Raw genomic sequence first — 15,954 nt, forward strand, 5'->3', positions numbered from 1 at the left:
TATTTATCCTCTCGCCGCTAAGGCGGTAACACAATCGTAGGCCGCGCCGCTGCGCAGGACGCCGAGCACTTTCCGGGCGTTGGCGTGCAGGTCTTCTTCACCGTGCAGACGCATTAACATCGCGACGTTGGCGGCGACCGCAGCTTCATGGGCCGGCTCTCCTTTACCTTGTAGTAAGCGTGTTAAAATGTCACGGTTTTCTTCCGGCGTGCCGCCCGCCAGCTCCTGCTGATGATAGGGCGTCAGGCCAAAATCGTCGGCGGTAAGCTGATAATTTTTGATTTCGCCGTTGTGCAGTTCTGCCACCACCGTCGGCGCGTGCAGGGAAACTTCATCCATGCCGCCGCTGTGAACCACCGCCGCCCGCTGATAGCCCAGCACCCGCAGGGTTTCGGCAATGGGCAACACCAGTTCCGGGCTGTAGACGCCAATCAGCGCCAGCGGCGGATGCGCCGGGTTAATTAACGGCCCCAGCACGTTAAACAGGGTGCGGGTTTTCAACTGCTGGCGCACCGGCATGGCGTGGCGGAAACCGGTATGATATTTCGGCGCGAACAGGAAGCAGACGCCCAGTTCATCCAGCGCCAGGCGGGATTTGTCGGCATTCATCTCCAGATTAATCCCGAACGCGGCCAGTAAATCTGACGATCCCGACTTGCTCGAAACGCTGCGGTTGCCGTGCTTCGCCACCTTCAGGCCACAGGCAGCGGCGACAAATGCGCTGGCGGTGGAGATGTTAATACTGTTGCTGCCGTCGCCGCCGGTGCCGACGATATCAGCGAATAAATAGTCCGGGCGCGGGAACGGCGCGGCGTTCTCCAGCAGGGCGGTGGCGGCTCCGGCAATTTCATTCGGATGCTCGCCGCGCACTTTCATACTCACCAGCGCGGCCGCCAGCTGTTCCGGCTTCAGTTCGCCGCGTACTACCGCAGAAAAGAGCTGATGGCTTTCCTGCTGGCTGAGCGTCTGTGCCTGGTACAGTTTTTCCAGCACCGGTTGCAGGGTGTTGGTCTGTTCCAGTTTCTGGATAGCCCAGGCAAGGGTTTGTTCCAGCAGACGTGCGCCCTGGGTGGTGAGAATCGATTCCGGGTGGAACTGGAAACCGCAGACGCGATCCGCATCGTGACGCACCGCCATGACCATGCCGTTAAAATGAGCGTTGATGGTTAATCCGGCAGGCACGTTGCTGCCGACCAGCGAATGATAGCGCGCAACGGGAAGCGGATTCGGCAGGCCCGCAAACATCGCCTGACCGTCATGCTCAATGCTGGACGCTTTACCGTGGAGAATTTCCCCCGCCTGACCGACATAACCGCCGTAGGCTTCGACAATCGCCTGATGACCCAGACAGATGCCGATGATCGGCAGCTTGCCGCGCATCCGGGTCAGCAGTTCCGGCATACAGCCTGCTTCGCTCGGCGCGCCAGGGCCGGGGGAGAGCATCAGCACCGGGTTGTCCATCGTCGCCAGGCGTTCGATCAGGGTTTGCGCCGGGACATGATTGCGATAAATCACTACGTTGTGCCCGCTGGCCCGCAGCTGATCCGCCAGGTTGTAAGTAAAGGAATCAATGTTATCAAGCAGCAGAATGTCAGCCATCAGAAAATCTCCTGTGCGTGATGGGCGGTGGCAATAGCGCGCAGCACCGCGCGGGCTTTATTTCGGGTTTCATCGGCTTCGGACTGTGGCACGGAATCCAGCACCACGCCTGCGCCCGCCTGAACGGTCGCCACGCCGTTCTCAACGAAGGCTGAGCGGATCACAATGCAGGTATCGAGGTCGCCGTGGGCGGTAAAGTAACCCACCGCGCCGCCGTAGCTGCCGCGTCTTTTGCCTTCGGCAGCGGCGATGAGCTGCATGGCGCGAACTTTCGGCGCGCCGCTAAGGGTGCCCATATTCATGCAGGCGCGGTAGGCGTGCAGGGCGTCGAGGTCATGACGGAGTTCACCGACCACTCTGGAAACGAGGTGCATAACGAACGAGTAGCGGTCGACTTTGGTTAAGTCCGCCACGTAGCGGCTGCCCGGCGTGCAGATCCGCGCCAGGTCGTTGCGCGCCAGATCCACCAGCATTAAATGTTCCGACAATTCTTTGTGGTCGGTGCGCATTTCCAGCTCAATGCGGCTGTCGAGATCGCGATCCAGCGAGCCGTCAGCCCGGCGACCGCGCGGACGCGTTCCGGCAATCGGGTAGATTTCAATCTGCCGGGAAACGGCGTCATATTTCAGCGAGCTTTCCGGCGATGCACCGAACAGGGTGAAGTCGTTGTCCTGCATAAAGAACATATACGGGCTGGGGTTGCTTTTCTTCAGCACGTCGTAGGCCGCCAGCGGTGACGGGCAGGGCAATGAGAACTGGCGGGAAGGCACCACCTGGAAAATTTCACCGGCGCGAATCGCTTTCTGCATCTGACGCACCACCGCGCCGAATTCATCATCGCTCTGATTACAGACGCTGCGCATGTGGGTAACGGGTTCAACCGGCAGCGGCAGCGGCGGCTCGCCAAGCTGCTGGCGGAGCTGCGCAATGCGCTGGCTTAAGCGCTGCTTTTCATCTTCCAGCGGCGTAAACAGGCTGCACTGGATGCGCGTTTTTTGGCTCTGATGGTCGATCACCAGCAGCGTTTCTGCCAGATAGAAGCAGTAATCCGGGCAGGCGGTGTCGCTGGCAAGCTGGGGTAAATCCTCAAAACCGGACACCAGGTCGTAGGCGAACAGGCCGCCAAAGAACATCGCTTCGCGCTCTGCCTGCGGCACGTTGACCCGTTCCTGAATCAGGCGGAAGGCGTCGAACACCGACAGTGAGCAGAGGCGGGCGTCTTCATCCAGCAGCGTGCTGACCGGCGGAAAGCGCAGCACGCGGGCGTTTTCCTGACGCTCATTTTCGACGCCTGCGGGCAGGGCGGCATCGAGCAGCGGCAGCAGCGCCGCGCCGTTAGCGGTCAGTGCGTTAATAGTGACAGTGTCACCTAATGCCGAGATGCGCAGCGCGCTGTCTACCAGCAGCAGGCTTTTTAAATCGTCTTTGCTGTCGATATCTGCCGATTCCAGCAGCAGCGTGGCGGGACGCTTCGCGCAAAGCTGATGGAACAGCGCAGTAGGATCTTCGCGATACAGCGCATCGCTGGTCAGCAGTTCAAGAATGGGTTTTGACGTTTGCATTTTATTCTCATCTGTTCTGTTCAAAAAAAAGCCCGCTCGGTGGCGGGCCAGGTATCTGTTTGCGAAGTGCAGACGCGATGACACCGCCCGTTAACAGGGAGCGCGCCAACCATCGTGCAGAGAAAAATGTGCCTTCATTTCAGATACCTCATCAGAGTGAACTTTCGTACTAGTTAACTAGTTCATGAAAATAAAGTCAAGCCCTCGTTTCAGAAAATCCACTTCAGCCGTTATGATGGTTCGCCGAACCTGTATATACCCAACCGGAGCCGTTTTGAGCGATCCCCAGTACGCGATTATTTACGACCTGCACAGCCATACCACTGCCTCTGACGGTATGCTTTCCCCCGAAGAATTAGTCCATCGCGCCGTGCAGATGCGCATTGGTACGCTGGCGATTACCGATCACGACAGCGTTGACGCCATTCCGGCAGCGCAGGCGGAAATTGCCCGCGCCGGGCTGGGACTGGATCTCATCACCGGCGTTGAAATCTCGACCGTCTGGGAAAATCATGAAATTCATATTGTCGGGCTGAATATTGATATTTCCCATCCTGAGATGATCGCCTTTCTGGCGGAGCAAAAGGAACGTCGTCAGCAGCGCGCGCGGCTTATCGCTGAGCGGCTGGAAAAAGCGCATATTCCCGGCGCATGGGAAGGCGCGTTAAAACTGGCGGCGGGCGGAGCGGTCACGCGCGGCCATTTCGCCCGGTTCCTGGTCGGGGCGGGGAAAGCCAGCAATATGGCGGACGTATTCAAAAAATACCTCGCCCGAGGGAAAACCGGATACGTTCCTCCGCAGTGGTGTACAATAGATCAAGCTATTGATGTGATTCATCATTCTGGCGGCAAGGCCGTGATTGCCCATCCAGGGCGTTACGATCTCAGCGCCAAGTGGCTGAAAAGACTGCTGGCTTACTTCGCCGAACGCGGCGGAGACGCGATGGAAGTCGCCCAGTGTCAGCAGGGTCCTAATGAACGCACGCAGCTTGCGGCTTATGCCCGCCAGTTTGGGCTTCTGGCCTCGCAGGGATCGGATTTTCACCAGCCCTGTTCGTGGATAGAACTGGGCCGCAAACTCTGGCTGCCTGCCGGGGTTGAAGGCGTGTGGCAGTTGTGGGAACAGCCGCAGAACACCGATTGAGAGGGAAGTATGAGTCAGTTTTTTTATATCCACCCGGATAACCCGCAGCCGCGTCTGATTAATCAGGCGGTGGAAATCGTCCGCAAAGGCGGCGTCATTGTCTACCCGACCGATTCCGGCTACGCGCTGGGCTGCAAGATCGAAGACAAAGGCGCGATGGAGCGCATCTGCCGCATCCGTCATTTGCCGGACGGTCACAACTTTACCCTGATGTGCCGCGATTTGTCGGAGCTGTCGACCTATTCGTTTGTTGATAACGTCGCTTTCCGCCTGATCAAAAACAACACGCCGGGGAATTACACTTTCATCCTGAAAGGTACGAAAGAGGTGCCGCGCCGCCTGTTGCAGGAGAAGCGTAAAACTATCGGCCTGCGCGTGCCGTCTAACCCAATCGCGGTGGCGCTGCTGGAAACGCTCGGCGAGCCGATGCTCTCCACCTCGCTGATGCTGCCGGGCAGCGACTTTACCGAGTCCGACCCGGAAGAAATCAAAGACCGGCTGGAGAAGCTGGTGGATTTGATTATTCACGGCGGCTACCTTGGTCAGCAGCCGACGACGGTTATCGATCTCACCGATGATTCGCCGGTCGTTCTGCGCGAAGGCGTGGGCGACGTTAAGCCTTTCTTATAATCTCTGCGGCAGCGCCTCACCGCTGCCGTTTCTCTCCTGCTTTCCCCTTTCTGCACGTCACCCCAGCGCTGGTTTTTTGATATCTCTCACAGAGTTGCGTGGATATTTGAGCTAATTCACTCTTTTGCCCCCTTACCAACAATTCATTTCCAGAAAGCGGGGAAAACGCTTGTCAGAACCGCAAAGGAAAACGGTTTAGTCTGTGGATCACTTCAAATGACAGACGATGCACAGGGAGATATCCGCTCATGCTCATTGCCCGGCAAAACATTTTTCTCAATCAGACCTTCAGCAACAAAAAAGAGATCTTTCAGTTTCTCGCCCGCCATGCGGTGGCGCAGGGCTGGGCGACCGACGCCGATAAAATAGAGGCCGACTTCTGGGCGCGTGAAAACCAGTATTCCACCGGCTTCGAAAACCAGATTGCGATACCCCACGCCAAAACCGCCAACGTCGCGCGGGCAGGGGTGATTTTAATTCGGCTGCGCCAGCCCATTGACTGGGAAAGTCTCGACGCACTACCGGTGCAGATTATTTTCGGCCTGTTGGTGCCGGAGAGCGGGGCCAAAGTGCTGCATCTGAAAATTATTAATAGCCTCGCCAGTCAAATTGTTGATGACGAATTCAGGGAAAAGCTCTTCGCGGCAAAAGATGAAGAAGAGCTATTTCAGTTTATGCAGTTACGAATTTCAGTTCAGGAGGAAGCATGAATATCGTTGGAGTCACCTCATGTATTGCGGGTCTGGCGCATACGCCCATGGCGGCAAAATCGCTGGAGAAAGAGGGCGCACGGCTGGGGCATTCGGTAAAAATCGAACAGCAGGGCGCGATGGGGATGCTGAATAAAATTACCCGGGAGGAGGTTGCGGCGGCGGATTTCGTCATTATTGCCGCTGACCGGGCGATTGAAGAAGAGGAACGCTTTCACGGCAAAGTCATTATTCGGGTCAAAATTGGTCAATGCGTCGGGCATGCGGCGGAAGTGATTATGAAATGCGTGGCGGCAGTGGACGCGCGTAATAACGCAGGGAAGAGCGGATCATGAACAAAATGCTGAATGACGTTAAGAACCATCTGATGACCGGTATTTCCTACGCGCTGCCGATTATTATTGCCGGTTCGCTGATGGTGGCGGTGGCAAAAATTATTGGCCTGATGTTTGGCGAATCTAATCTGGACGCTTTTGCCGACAGTGAAGGAATGAAACACTGGCTGTATCTGACCCAGGATATCGGTTTTAAAATTATCGGCCTGATGAATTATGTTCTCGGTGCCTACGTTGCCTTTTCCATTGCCGGAAAAAAAGGGCTGGCTGCCGGTTTCACCGCCGGGCTTATCGCTTCTCTGACCGGATCGGGATTTTTAGGCGCGATCCTCGGCGGTCTGCTGGCCGGTTATTCCTCCGAATGGGTGGCGCGGAAAATTCGCATTGAAGGCTCGGCGGCAAGCTCCGTCCCGCTGATTATTCTGCCCTTTATTACCGTCGGGCTTCAGGTGCTGGTGATGCGCCTGCTGCTGGGTGATGCGCTTAGCTGGATCAACCTCGCGCTGATGGCCTGGGTGCAAAGCATGACCGAGGATGGCACCAGCACGGTGGTGCTGGCAGCCGTACTCGGCGGCATGATCTGCTTCGACCTCGGCGGACCGGTGAACAAAGCGGCGTGGGGCACCGCCAACGTGCTGTTTCTCAGCGGCGTTTACCTGCCTGCCATTCTGGTTAACGTGGCGATTATCATTCCGCCGCTTGGCTATGCGGCTGCGCGTTTCCTGCGCCCCGGCAATTTCAGCCAGACACTAAAAGAGGCGGGAAATGGTGGGGTGATCATGGGCATCCTCGGCATATCAGAGGGCGCTATCCCGTTTACCCTCAAAAACCCGGCGCGGCTGATCCCGCTTAACGTGCTGGCGGGCGTGCTCGGTGCGGTTTGCGTCGCGCTGTTTAAAGCTTATCCGATTATGCCGCCGCTCGGCGGTCTGTACGGCGGTTTCACCGTTGGTCATCCATGGGCTTATTTTATCGGCGCGTTAGTCGGCACCGTCGTTATTGCGCTGGGCGCCAACCTGCTGGTCAATTTTAACGATGACGAAACCGCCGCCCCACAGAGCGCGGTTGACGATATTGAAATCCGATTCGATTAATTTCCCGGCGAGGCAGCATCATGAAGAATAAAACGGTTCATTTATATAGCCATACCCACTGGGATCAGGAGTGGTATTTCACCTCGTCACGTTCGCGGGTTTATCTTTTTAATCATGTGAAAAACGTCATTCGCGTTCTTGATAACAATCCTGATTTTCCGTGCTATCTGCTGGATGCGCAGACCGCGCTGGTGGAAAGTTATTTACAGTGGGCACCAGAAGACCGGGACATTTTATGCCGGTTGATCGCCGAAAAACGCCTGCTGACCGGCCCGTGGTATACGCAAACCGACCAGTTAGTGATCCACCAGGAGTCGGTGGTGCGCAATCTCTACTATGGCATTACGTTAAGCGAGGCGCTGGGCGGCGCGATGATGCTCGGCTATGTGCCGGACTGTTTTGGCCTCGGCGGTAATATGCCGCAGATTTACCGACAGTTCGGCATCCGCCATGCGCTGTTCTGGCGGGGAATTGCCGACAACACGCTGCATGAAACCGAGTTTTACTGGCGCGGCGATAACGGCGAGCAGGTCTTCGCCGTGCAGATGCCCTGGGGCTACCACTACGGCGGGCTGCTGGATGAAACGCCTGCCAGTATGAAAGCGTTTCTCGATCAAAAAATGGCACCTGTTGAGGCGCGCAGTCAGCGTGCGCACTTGCTGTATCCGCACGGTTTTGATCAGGCTCCGATCCGCGAAAACCTGCCGCAATTAGTCGCGCAGTTCAATGCCTGTGACGACCAGCGCCACTATCAGATCGCCAGTCCGCTGGCGTTCGTGCAGACGCTGGAAGAAGAGGCGGTGGATGCGTCGGTGTTGCATGGCGAGTTGACCGAAGCCAAACACTCGCGCATTCATAAAACGATCTTTTCCTGCCGGGCCGATCTCAAGCAGATGAATAACGACATCGAAGCGCTGCTGGTCAACACCCTTGAGCCCGTGCTGGCGATTGGCCGCAGTCTGGGACTGGAGTATCCCGCGCGGATCGTCGCCGATATCTGGAAGCTGATGTTTTATAACGCCGCGCATGACAGCATCGGCGGCTGCAACAGCGATGAAACCAACCGGGATATTGCTGCCCGCTACCGTCAGGCCGGGGATTTAGCCCGTAACCTGCTGGAGATGCAAACCCGGCTGATCAGCATTCGCATCCCGCGAGCGCATGATTTTACCTTCACGGTGTTTAATCCGCTGACCCACCCGGCATCGCCGCAGATCACCTTTGAGGCATGGCTGCCCGGCATTCCGTTTACCCTCCGCGATGGCGCTGGCAACGCGCTGCCGTATGTGATCGAGGCGCAACGGGACCTGACGGAATACGTGCTTAATCAGACTATCCGCCTCGATCCCGGCAAGCCCTGGCACAAACCGGAGAAAGTGTACCGCACGCGGCTGAGAGTCGGCAGCAGCACGCTTCCGGCGCTGGGCTATACCCGCTGGCATCTGGCGTTTGATGGCGACGGCGCAAGCCCGATCGCGACCGATACCGAAGGCCACATTGACAACGCCTTTTATCACATTGTGGTTGAGGATGACGGGCTGCTGACCATCCTCCACAAGGCCAGCGGTAAACGTTATTCGCGACAGATGCGCTTTGTGGAAAACGGCGATGACGGGGATTCGTACAATTACTCGCCGCCGCGCCAGGACATGCGGGTTTCATCCGACGGTTGCCTGGTGAGCCAGTCGCGGCAGAGCGACGACTTACAGCAGTCTCTGCATCTTGAGTACCTGCTGACAGTGCCGAAAAACCTGGAGGAGAGGGCGCAGGGGCTGGCATCGGCGGCGCTGCGGCTGGCGGTCACGGTAACGTTGCAAACGGACGATGCGATCCGCTTCGAGGTCAGCGTGGATAACACCGTCTTAAGCCACCGTCTGTGCGTCCATTTTGCCACCGATATCATGGCCAGCGTTTCCTGCGCGGATCAGCTTTTCGGTGCGATAACGCGCCCGGTTGCCCGCCGTGCATCGCTGGCGGTCTGGGAGCGCGAAAAATGGCAGGAAAAACCGATTGCCATTGAGCCGATGCAGAGCTTTGTGAACTTACATGACCATGATCACGGCATTAGCCTTCACACCAACGGCGTGCGCGAGTATGAAATTGTCGGCGATCATTTCGATACCCTCTCCCTGACCCTGTTCCGCACCTTCGGCTTTATGGGCAAACAGGATCTGCTGTTCCGGCCGGGACGCGCGTCGGGGGAGACGGTAGTCGAAACCCCGGATGCTCAGCTCCCGGGCAGGCTCACGTTCTCTTTTGCCTGGCGAAGCTGGAGTGGCAGTTTTGATGGCTCACAGTCGGCGCGGATCTCCAAAAACCTACTCACCGCTTTCCCGGTTTACCAGGACAGCGACTTCCTGAATGGTCGGCTGCGCTTTTGCCTGAGTGATGAAGAGCGTCACTTCCCGCGCCAGCACAGCCTGATCGATCTGCCGTCACAGGCCAGCGATGCGCTGGTCAGCGTGGTGAAATGCGCGGAGCGGGGGGCGGGCTATATCTTCCGCTTTTACAATCCCACGCTCAGTTCCACCGTGCAAATCCCGGCCTTTGCCAACGGTCGCAACGTGATGCTGGACGAGCAAACGCCGATGCCGAAAAGGGAGGCGCTTCAGCCAGCGGATCTCCAGACGCTGTATGTCGAAATAGGGTGAAAACATGAGACTGTTTCACTACAAACGGATCAGGGACATTTTTCTGCGGATCGCGGAAGGTAACGTGACGCAGGCGTCTCTGGCGCGGGAAATGGAGGTTTCAACGCGCACTATTCGCAGCGATCTCAAAGAGATTAGCGAACTTCTTTCCGCTTCAGGTAACCGTCTCATTCACGATCGTAAAAAGGGCGTACAAATTCAGGTAGATAATGCGCCAGGGCTGGCGCATTTACTGGACGTGGCGCGCCAGCCGTGGAAGGAAATACGCACTGCCGCCGCCCGGCGTCACGCGCTGCTGACGGCGCTGCTGGCGCATACGCAGGGGGTATCGCTGGCGGTGCTGGAGGCCGAGTGGTATATCAGCATCTACAGTCTGCGTAATGATATCGCGTTGCTGAAGCGCCATTTTAGCCTGTACGACATCGCAATCATTGCCGACGGCGGGGACAGTTTTCGTCTGCAGGGCAGCGAAATTGCCCTGCGCCGCTGCCTGTACGAACACCTGCTAAGCGTCAGGGAAACTGAGGACGAGTTTCAGATCCTGTTTCATCCTCTTCTCTGCGTGCAGGAGATGAAACACGCCGTTAGCCAGTATCTTACCCGGCACGGCTTTGCGTTCAGCGATGTGAATCTGCGGTTTTTCACGCTGGTGTGCGCCATTGCCTGCGAGCGAATTCGGCACGGGCACTGGCTGTTTGACTTTGAATTCACGCTTGCCGAACCGGTATGGCGCAGCACCGCCAGCGAACTCATTTCTCATCTGATGCCTGAAATCCAGACCGCCTCGGTGAGCGGTGAAGTCGACTACCTGGCAATGCATCTGGCCGCATTCTGCCCGGTGCTGCCGCCCGGCATACAGGAAGCGGGCTTGTACGATACCGAAATGGCGGTGATGAACCATTTTCTCAGCTATGTCAGCACCGCCTGGTATTGCGAAGTCAGCTACGATGCGGTGACGAGGAAAAATCTTCTCGACCATATCAAAGCCATGCGGATCAGAATTAACAACGGTATCCGCATTATTAATCCGCTGATCGGTCAGATTAAACGCCACTATCCGTTAATGTATGAGATGACCCTCGCGGCCTTCAGTGAGATGGAGCATCTATTCACCAGTAGCGTCAACGATGATGAAATAGGTTATCTGGTGATGCATATCGGGGCGATCCTTGACGCGCCGGACTCTGGCGCGGCGAACCACATGACCGCGCTTATCGTCAGCGATCAGGGACTGGCCGCCACGCGGGTGGTCTGCCAGAAAATCATTAAGGTCTATCCCGACCTGTTAATTTCGCAATGTCTTTCTGTTGAGCAATACAATGCCATGGCGGAAATTAACGAAAACATTGTTATTAGCATGGCTTCCATAGCGGAGAAAAATCGTCGGGTGATCAGTCTGACGCCCCTGCCGCAGCGCTGGGAGTTAGAAAAAATAAAATATTATTTAATCACCGACAATACTTCGCCCGCCACCATGCTTAATTATTTCTCGCAGGAGCATTTCTTTATATTGCCGGGAACGGAAAATACTAAAGAATCGGTTATCAACCTGCTGGCGTTGCACCTGCGAATAAAGGGCAGGGTGGACGAAAACTATCTGCAATCGGTGCTGGAGCGGGAGTCGTATGCCTCCACCCTGCTGGACGATAAACTGGCGATCCCGCACCCGCTGGGGCTGCTGGCGCTCAGCACGATGGTGACGGTGGCGATATTTCCTGAAGGGATCGAATGGGACCCCGGCAAGACGGTGAAGCTGGTTTTTATGCTGGCAATTAGCGAAGATGCGTTTATTGACAGTATGCATATTTATGATTATTTGACCAATATTCTGGATAACGACGTTATTGACACCTTAAGCAAAAGTCAGAGCTATGCCGAATTTATGGCGATTTCAAAAAAGTATTTTTTATAACGCGGAGGGCAGAATAATTAATTGTCCGAGCGTGGCCCGGTGCTTGCGAATAAAAGAGGTTACAATGCGGGGAAAAGTGCGTATAATAGCAGCCACTAAATCATGCTAATTCATTGATTTTAAAAGACTTTAACTCTCCAGTCGACGCCTGGGAAGGCGACACCTAAAGGAAGCTCCATGAGCGAAAAACTACAGAAAGTGCTGGCACGCGCTGGCCACGGCTCCCGTCGTGAAATTGAATCCATTATTGAAGCAGGCCGCGTTAGCGTTGACGGTAAAATCGCCACGCTGGGCGACCGCGTAGAAGTGACCCCCGCGTTAAAAATCCGCCTCGACGGACATCTGATTTCGGTGAAAGAATCCGCCGAGCAAATCTGTCGCGTGCTGGCCTATTACAAACCGGAAGGCGAACTCTGTACCCGTAACGACCCGGAAGGGCGTCCAACCGTATTTGACCGTCTGCCAAAACTGCGCGGCGCGCGCTGGATTGCCGTCGGTCGTCTGGACGTTAACACCTGCGGTCTGATGCTGTTCACCACCGATGGCGAACTGGCAAACCGTCTGATGCATCCCAGCCGTGAAGTTGAACGTGAGTACGCGGTACGCGTGTTTGGTCAGGTTGACGAAGCGAAAGTGCGCGATCTGGGGCGCGGCGTGCAGCTGGAAGACGGCCCGGCAGCGTTCAAAACCATCAAATTCAGCGGCGGCGAAGGGATTAACCAGTGGTACAACGTCACCCTGACCGAAGGCCGCAACCGTGAAGTGCGTCGCCTGTGGGAAGCGGTAGGCGTGCAGGTTAGCCGCCTGATCCGCGTGCGCTACGGTGATATTCCGCTGCCGAAAGGCCTGCCGCGCGGCGGCTGGACCGAACTGGGCCTGCCGCAGACTAACTACCTGCGTGAGCTGGTTGGCCTGAAGCCGGAAACCGAATCAAAAGTGGCGGTAGAAAAAGATCGTCGTAAGATGAAAGCGAATCAGATCCGCCGTGCGGTGAAACGCCATACTCAGGTGGGCGGCGGTCGTCGCTCCGGTGGTGGTCGCAGCAACGGTTAAGTTCGTATGGCCCGGCGCTTGCCGGGCCAGTCTTTTTTAATAATCAATTCCCCTCTGCGCTTTAATCCCCGCCTCAAACGCGTGCTTTACCGGACGGAGTTCGCTGACCGTATCCGCCAGATCGAGGATCTCCCGATGACAGCCGCGACCGGTAATAATCACCGTCTGGTTAACCGGGCGCGAGTTCAGCGCCGTCAGAACGTCCGCCAGCGGCAGATAATCATAAGCCACCATATACGTCAGTTCATCAAGCAGCACCATATCGAGCGAGTCATCCGCCAGCATCCGCCGGGCGTGCTGCCAGACATCGAGACAGGCAGCGGTATCGGCGGCGCGATCCTGGGTATCCCAGGTAAAACCGGTCGCCATCACCTGAAATTCCACCCCGTGCGGCTCCAGTAAATTACGTTCGCCGTTAGGCCACGTTCCTTTTATAAACTGAATGACGCCGACTTTTTTACCGTGTCCTACCGCGCGGGTCGCGGTGCCAAACGCTGCCGTGGTTTTGCCTTTGCCGTTGCCAGTGAAAACGATGACGATCCCGCGCTCGTCCTGGGCGGCGGCTACGCGGGCATCCACCTGTTCTTTGACTCGCTGCTGGCGCTGCTGATAACGTTCGTCGCTCATTGTGCCATCCCCGGTTTGCGCCCCGGCTGGGCGTCAAAGGTCATACCGGTTTTACGACGGCTGTCGTCGCCCATCAGCCATAGATAGAGCGGCATAATGTCAGCGGGCGTTTTCAGTTTTGACGGATCTTCGGTCGGGAAGGCGCTGGCGCGCATTCCGGTACGGGTGCCGCCGGGATTGATACAGTTCACCCGCAGTGGATGATTCTGATACTCCTCCGCCAGCACCTGCATCATGCCTTCGGTGGCGAATTTGGACACGGCATAAGCGCCCCAGCGGGCGCGACCCTGACGACCGACGCTGGAGGAGGTGAACACCAGCGAGCCGGATTCAGAACGCAGTAATAAAGGAAGAAGTGCCTGGGTCAGCAGAAACGTGCCGTTAACGTTAACCTGCATCACCTGCTGCCAGACCTCTGGCCGCTGTTCGCTCATCGGCACTACATCGCCAAGCAGGCCCGCGTTATGCAGCACGCCATCGAGCCGGGGGAAGTTGACGGCAATCTTCTGGGCAAGATGCGCGCAATCCTGCGCGGTGCAGGTCAGCAGGTCGAGAGTAAACCAGGCCGCAGGCAGACCCCCCTCCGTCGCAATGGCATCCGCCACGGCGCGCAGCTTGTTATCGTCGCGACCAAGTAAAATTACGCTGGCCCCGTAGCGGGAATAGGTAAGCGCCGCTTCGCGACCAATCCCGTCGCTGGCTCCGGTTACAAGAATAATGCGGTTTTGTAGTAAATCGCGTTGGGGCTGGTAATGCACGGCGTCTTCTCCTGTGATCCGGGCGACCACGGCAAACGGTAAAAAAGGGTTTATGCCCTAAAAAGCACGCGAATTCAATCAGCCAGCCGGAGAGCGTGCCGGGCCATTCATACTTTGCAACGATTTCATGCTGTTGCAAAAGTTTCTGAAGCGCCCTCGCAGCGTTAACGTCTGCCAGAGACGAGGCGGAAAGGGTGTTGTACACTGGTTCCAGACGTAAGCGATGTTAACCAAGGTGGAAGCGTGGAATTACTCTCTCAATATGGTCTGTTCCTGGCAAAAATCGTCACGCTGGTCGTGGCGATAGCCATTATTGCGGTACTGATTGTTAATCTGAAGCAGCGGAAGCGTCAACGCGGCGAACTCACCGTGACGAATCTGAGTGAGCAGTACAAAGAAATGCAGGAAAACATGGCGGCAGCCATTCTGGATGAACACCAGCAAAAGCTGTGGCACAAAACGCACAAGAAAAAGTTAAAGCAGGAGGCGAAAGCGGCAAAGGCGAAAGCGAAGCTGGGGGAGAGCAACGCGCCGCACAAACCGCGCGTCTGGGTACTGGATTTCAAAGGCAGTATGGACGCGCATGAAGTTAACGCGCTGCGTGAAGAGATCACTGCTGTGCTGGCGGTGGTGAAACCGCAGGATCAGGTGGTTGTGCGGCTGGAAAGCCCCGGCGGGGTGGTTCATGGCTACGGGCTGGCGGCATCGCAGCTCCAGCGCATTCGCGAGCGCAACGTTCCGCTCACCGTCGCGGTAGATAAAGTGGCTGCCAGCGGCGGCTATATGATGGCCTGCGTGGCGGATAAAATCGTTTCCGCGCCGTTCGCCATTATCGGCTCCATCGGCGTGGTGGCCCAGGTGCCGAACTTCAATCGTTTCCTGAAAAACAAAGATATCGACATCGAGCTGCACACCGCCGGGCAGTATAAGCGGACCCTGACGCTGCTTGGAGAAAACACCGAGGAGGGGCGGCAGAAATTCCGCGAAGATCTCAACGAAACGCATCTGCTGTTTAAAGATTTTGTTAAGCAAATGCGCCCGACGCTGGATATCGACCAGGTGGCGACCGGTGAACACTGGTACGGCACCCAGGCCCTGCACAACGGCCTGATTGATGCCATCAGCACCAGCGACGAACTGCTGCTGGGGTTGATGGACGGGCGCGACGTGCTGAATGTGCGCTATCTGCAACGTAAAAAATTGCTGGATCGCGTGACCGGTAGCGCGGCGGAAAGTGCGGATCGTCTGCTGCTGCGCTGGTGGCAGCGTGGCCAAAAACCGCTGATGTAACCTGAAAATAGCGGGCCGGGTGGACGACGCGCACCCGGCCCCTTAACCCTGCAGGACTAATCGATCAGGTGATATTTCTCGGACAGTACGTGGGCCAGATGTTTAAACATATTAAACACCGCCGTACTTTTCGGCGTCGGTAATCCCTGTTCATCGAGATAATATTCGCCGCTAAACACCAGTACACCGTTACGTTGGGTGACGCCAGTGGCCTCAATACCGGCCATCGTATCTTCGTGGTCACGAATAAGTTTATTCGCTTCAAGCAGCAGCGTCTGACGATCGATAGGTTGGGTTTCACTCATCTTTTTTTACTCCTCAGGCAAACTGGCAATAGTCTACGTCGTGCGCGGCTCGCGGGCAAATATTCCCCCAGAAAAACAGGGGTATCGGTGATGCGGTCAGGTGGCGGGATTTGCTTTTGCATGCTAATAAAGTTGCGTAACGAATTTTATCAGGTACAGTGAGACCCTTTCGATAATCTGGCAACAGATTTGCTTGACATTCGACCGAAAGTTCGTCGTGCTATATCACCGCAGCTTAGAAAAGCGAAGCACTGCAACCACCTGCATCAGGTTTGGTATGCGGG

The 15,954-nt window shown here is 56.5% G+C and carries 14 protein-coding genes and 1 other annotated feature; of the genes, 9 read left to right on the forward strand and 5 right to left on the reverse strand.

Annotated elements, in window-relative coordinates; genetic code table 11:
* Positions 1-3: 3 nt before the first annotated feature.
* Positions 4-1,599 carry a bifunctional anthranilate synthase glutamate amidotransferase component TrpG/anthranilate phosphoribosyltransferase TrpD gene (gene trpD, locus RT197_RS02265; protein WP_312946867.1) on the reverse strand — a complete coding sequence of 532 codons (1,596 nt, stop codon included), beginning with the start codon at positions 1,597-1,599 and terminating at the stop codon, positions 4-6.
* A complete protein-coding gene (locus RT197_RS02270; RefSeq protein ID WP_312946869.1) occupies positions 1,599-3,161 on the reverse strand; it encodes an anthranilate synthase component 1 in 1,563 nt (520 codons plus the stop codon). Before RT197_RS02270 ends, trpD begins: the two co-directional genes overlap by 1 nt.
* A 22-nt stretch (positions 3,162-3,183) precedes the next feature.
* Positions 3,184-3,278: a sequence feature (Trp leader region), on the reverse strand.
* Between the two features lie 118 nt (positions 3,279-3,396).
* Between RT197_RS02270 and rnm the strand changes: the two genes are divergently transcribed.
* The 8 genes from rnm to rluB all read left to right on the forward strand — a co-directional run bounded on the left by rnm (position 3,397) and on the right by rluB (position 12,690).
* The gene (gene rnm / locus RT197_RS02275) at positions 3,397-4,305 is read left to right on the forward strand and encodes an RNase RNM (RefSeq protein WP_312947561.1); all 909 of its coding nucleotides are present in this window, start codon (positions 3,397-3,399) and stop codon (positions 4,303-4,305) included.
* A 9-nt stretch (positions 4,306-4,314) separates the two neighbouring features.
* Positions 4,315-4,935 (forward strand): L-threonylcarbamoyladenylate synthase, encoded by a 621-nt coding sequence (locus tag RT197_RS02280; RefSeq protein WP_312946870.1) that lies wholly within the window; start codon positions 4,315-4,317, stop codon positions 4,933-4,935.
* 248 nt (positions 4,936-5,183) lie between these two features.
* Positions 5,184-5,645 (forward strand): PTS sugar transporter subunit IIA, encoded by a 462-nt coding sequence (locus RT197_RS02285; protein WP_312946871.1) that lies wholly within the window; start codon positions 5,184-5,186, stop codon positions 5,643-5,645.
* Positions 5,642-5,980, forward strand: a complete 339-nt coding sequence (locus RT197_RS02290; protein ID WP_312946872.1) for a fructose PTS transporter subunit IIB — start codon at positions 5,642-5,644, stop codon at positions 5,978-5,980. Before RT197_RS02285 ends, RT197_RS02290 begins: the two co-directional genes overlap by 4 nt.
* A complete protein-coding gene (locus RT197_RS02295; protein ID WP_312946873.1) occupies positions 5,977-7,074 on the forward strand; it encodes a PTS fructose transporter subunit IIC in 1,098 nt (365 codons plus the stop codon). The genes RT197_RS02290 and RT197_RS02295 overlap by 4 nt, the downstream gene beginning before the upstream one ends.
* Before the next feature lie 20 nt (positions 7,075-7,094).
* Complete coding sequence (gene mngB / locus RT197_RS02300; RefSeq protein ID WP_312946874.1) at positions 7,095-9,725, forward strand: mannosylglycerate hydrolase; 2,631 nt, start codon at positions 7,095-7,097, stop codon at positions 9,723-9,725.
* Positions 9,726-9,729: 4 nt separating this feature from the next.
* Positions 9,730-11,637: a PRD domain-containing protein gene (locus tag RT197_RS02305; RefSeq protein ID WP_312946875.1), complete on the forward strand. Its 1,908-nt coding sequence runs from the start codon at positions 9,730-9,732 to the stop codon at positions 11,635-11,637.
* Positions 11,638-11,814: 177 nt separating this feature from the next.
* On the forward strand, positions 11,815-12,690 hold the full coding sequence (gene rluB, locus RT197_RS02310) for a 23S rRNA pseudouridine(2605) synthase RluB (RefSeq protein ID WP_312946876.1): 876 nt from the start codon (positions 11,815-11,817) through the stop codon (positions 12,688-12,690).
* A 36-nt stretch (positions 12,691-12,726) separates the two neighbouring features.
* Here rluB and cobO read toward each other — a convergent pair whose 3' ends face one another.
* On the reverse strand, positions 12,727-13,317 hold the full coding sequence (cobO, locus tag RT197_RS02315; protein WP_312946877.1) for a cob(I)yrinic acid a,c-diamide adenosyltransferase: 591 nt from the start codon (positions 13,315-13,317) through the stop codon (positions 12,727-12,729).
* A complete protein-coding gene (locus RT197_RS02320; RefSeq protein WP_312946878.1) occupies positions 13,314-14,075 on the reverse strand; it encodes a YciK family oxidoreductase in 762 nt (253 codons plus the stop codon). The genes cobO and RT197_RS02320 overlap by 4 nt, the downstream gene beginning before the upstream one ends.
* Before the next feature lie 243 nt (positions 14,076-14,318).
* Between RT197_RS02320 and sohB the strand changes: the two genes are divergently transcribed.
* Entirely contained in the window at positions 14,319-15,365 is a 1,047-nt protein-coding gene (gene sohB / locus RT197_RS02325; RefSeq protein WP_312946879.1) for a protease SohB, read from the forward strand.
* 56 nt (positions 15,366-15,421) lie between these two features.
* Here the strand turns inward: sohB and RT197_RS02330 are convergent, their stop codons facing one another.
* Positions 15,422-15,670, reverse strand: coding sequence for a YciN family protein (locus tag RT197_RS02330; RefSeq protein WP_312946880.1), 249 nt, complete (start codon positions 15,668-15,670; stop codon positions 15,422-15,424).
* Positions 15,671-15,954: the final 284 nt, after the last annotated feature.

It is taken from the genome of Superficieibacter sp. (genome assembly GCF_032071645.1).
GTDB lineage: Bacteria > Pseudomonadota > Gammaproteobacteria > Enterobacterales > Enterobacteriaceae > Superficieibacter.

Excerpts from the sequence above, each read along its gene's own strand:
- trpD (WP_312946867.1), bottom strand. The coding sequence starts at position 1,599 with ATGGCTGACATTCTGCTGCTTGATAACATTGATTCCTTTACTTACAAC.
- RT197_RS02270 (WP_312946869.1), bottom strand. The coding sequence starts at position 3,161 with ATGCAAACGTCAAAACCCATTCTTGAACTGCTGACCAGCGATGCGCTG.
- rnm (WP_312947561.1), top strand. The coding sequence starts at position 3,397 with ATGGTTCGCCGAACCTGTATATACCCAACCGGAGCCGTTTTGAGCGAT.
- RT197_RS02280 (WP_312946870.1), top strand. The coding sequence starts at position 4,315 with ATGAGTCAGTTTTTTTATATCCACCCGGATAACCCGCAGCCGCGTCTG.
- RT197_RS02285 (WP_312946871.1), top strand. The coding sequence starts at position 5,184 with ATGCTCATTGCCCGGCAAAACATTTTTCTCAATCAGACCTTCAGCAAC.
- RT197_RS02290 (WP_312946872.1), top strand. The coding sequence starts at position 5,642 with ATGAATATCGTTGGAGTCACCTCATGTATTGCGGGTCTGGCGCATACG.
- RT197_RS02295 (WP_312946873.1), top strand. The coding sequence starts at position 5,977 with ATGAACAAAATGCTGAATGACGTTAAGAACCATCTGATGACCGGTATT.
- mngB (WP_312946874.1), top strand. The coding sequence starts at position 7,095 with ATGAAGAATAAAACGGTTCATTTATATAGCCATACCCACTGGGATCAG.
- RT197_RS02305 (WP_312946875.1), top strand. The coding sequence starts at position 9,730 with ATGAGACTGTTTCACTACAAACGGATCAGGGACATTTTTCTGCGGATC.
- rluB (WP_312946876.1), top strand. The coding sequence starts at position 11,815 with ATGAGCGAAAAACTACAGAAAGTGCTGGCACGCGCTGGCCACGGCTCC.
- cobO (WP_312946877.1), bottom strand. The coding sequence starts at position 13,317 with ATGAGCGACGAACGTTATCAGCAGCGCCAGCAGCGAGTCAAAGAACAG.
- RT197_RS02330 (WP_312946880.1), bottom strand. The coding sequence starts at position 15,670 with ATGAGTGAAACCCAACCTATCGATCGTCAGACGCTGCTGCTTGAAGCG.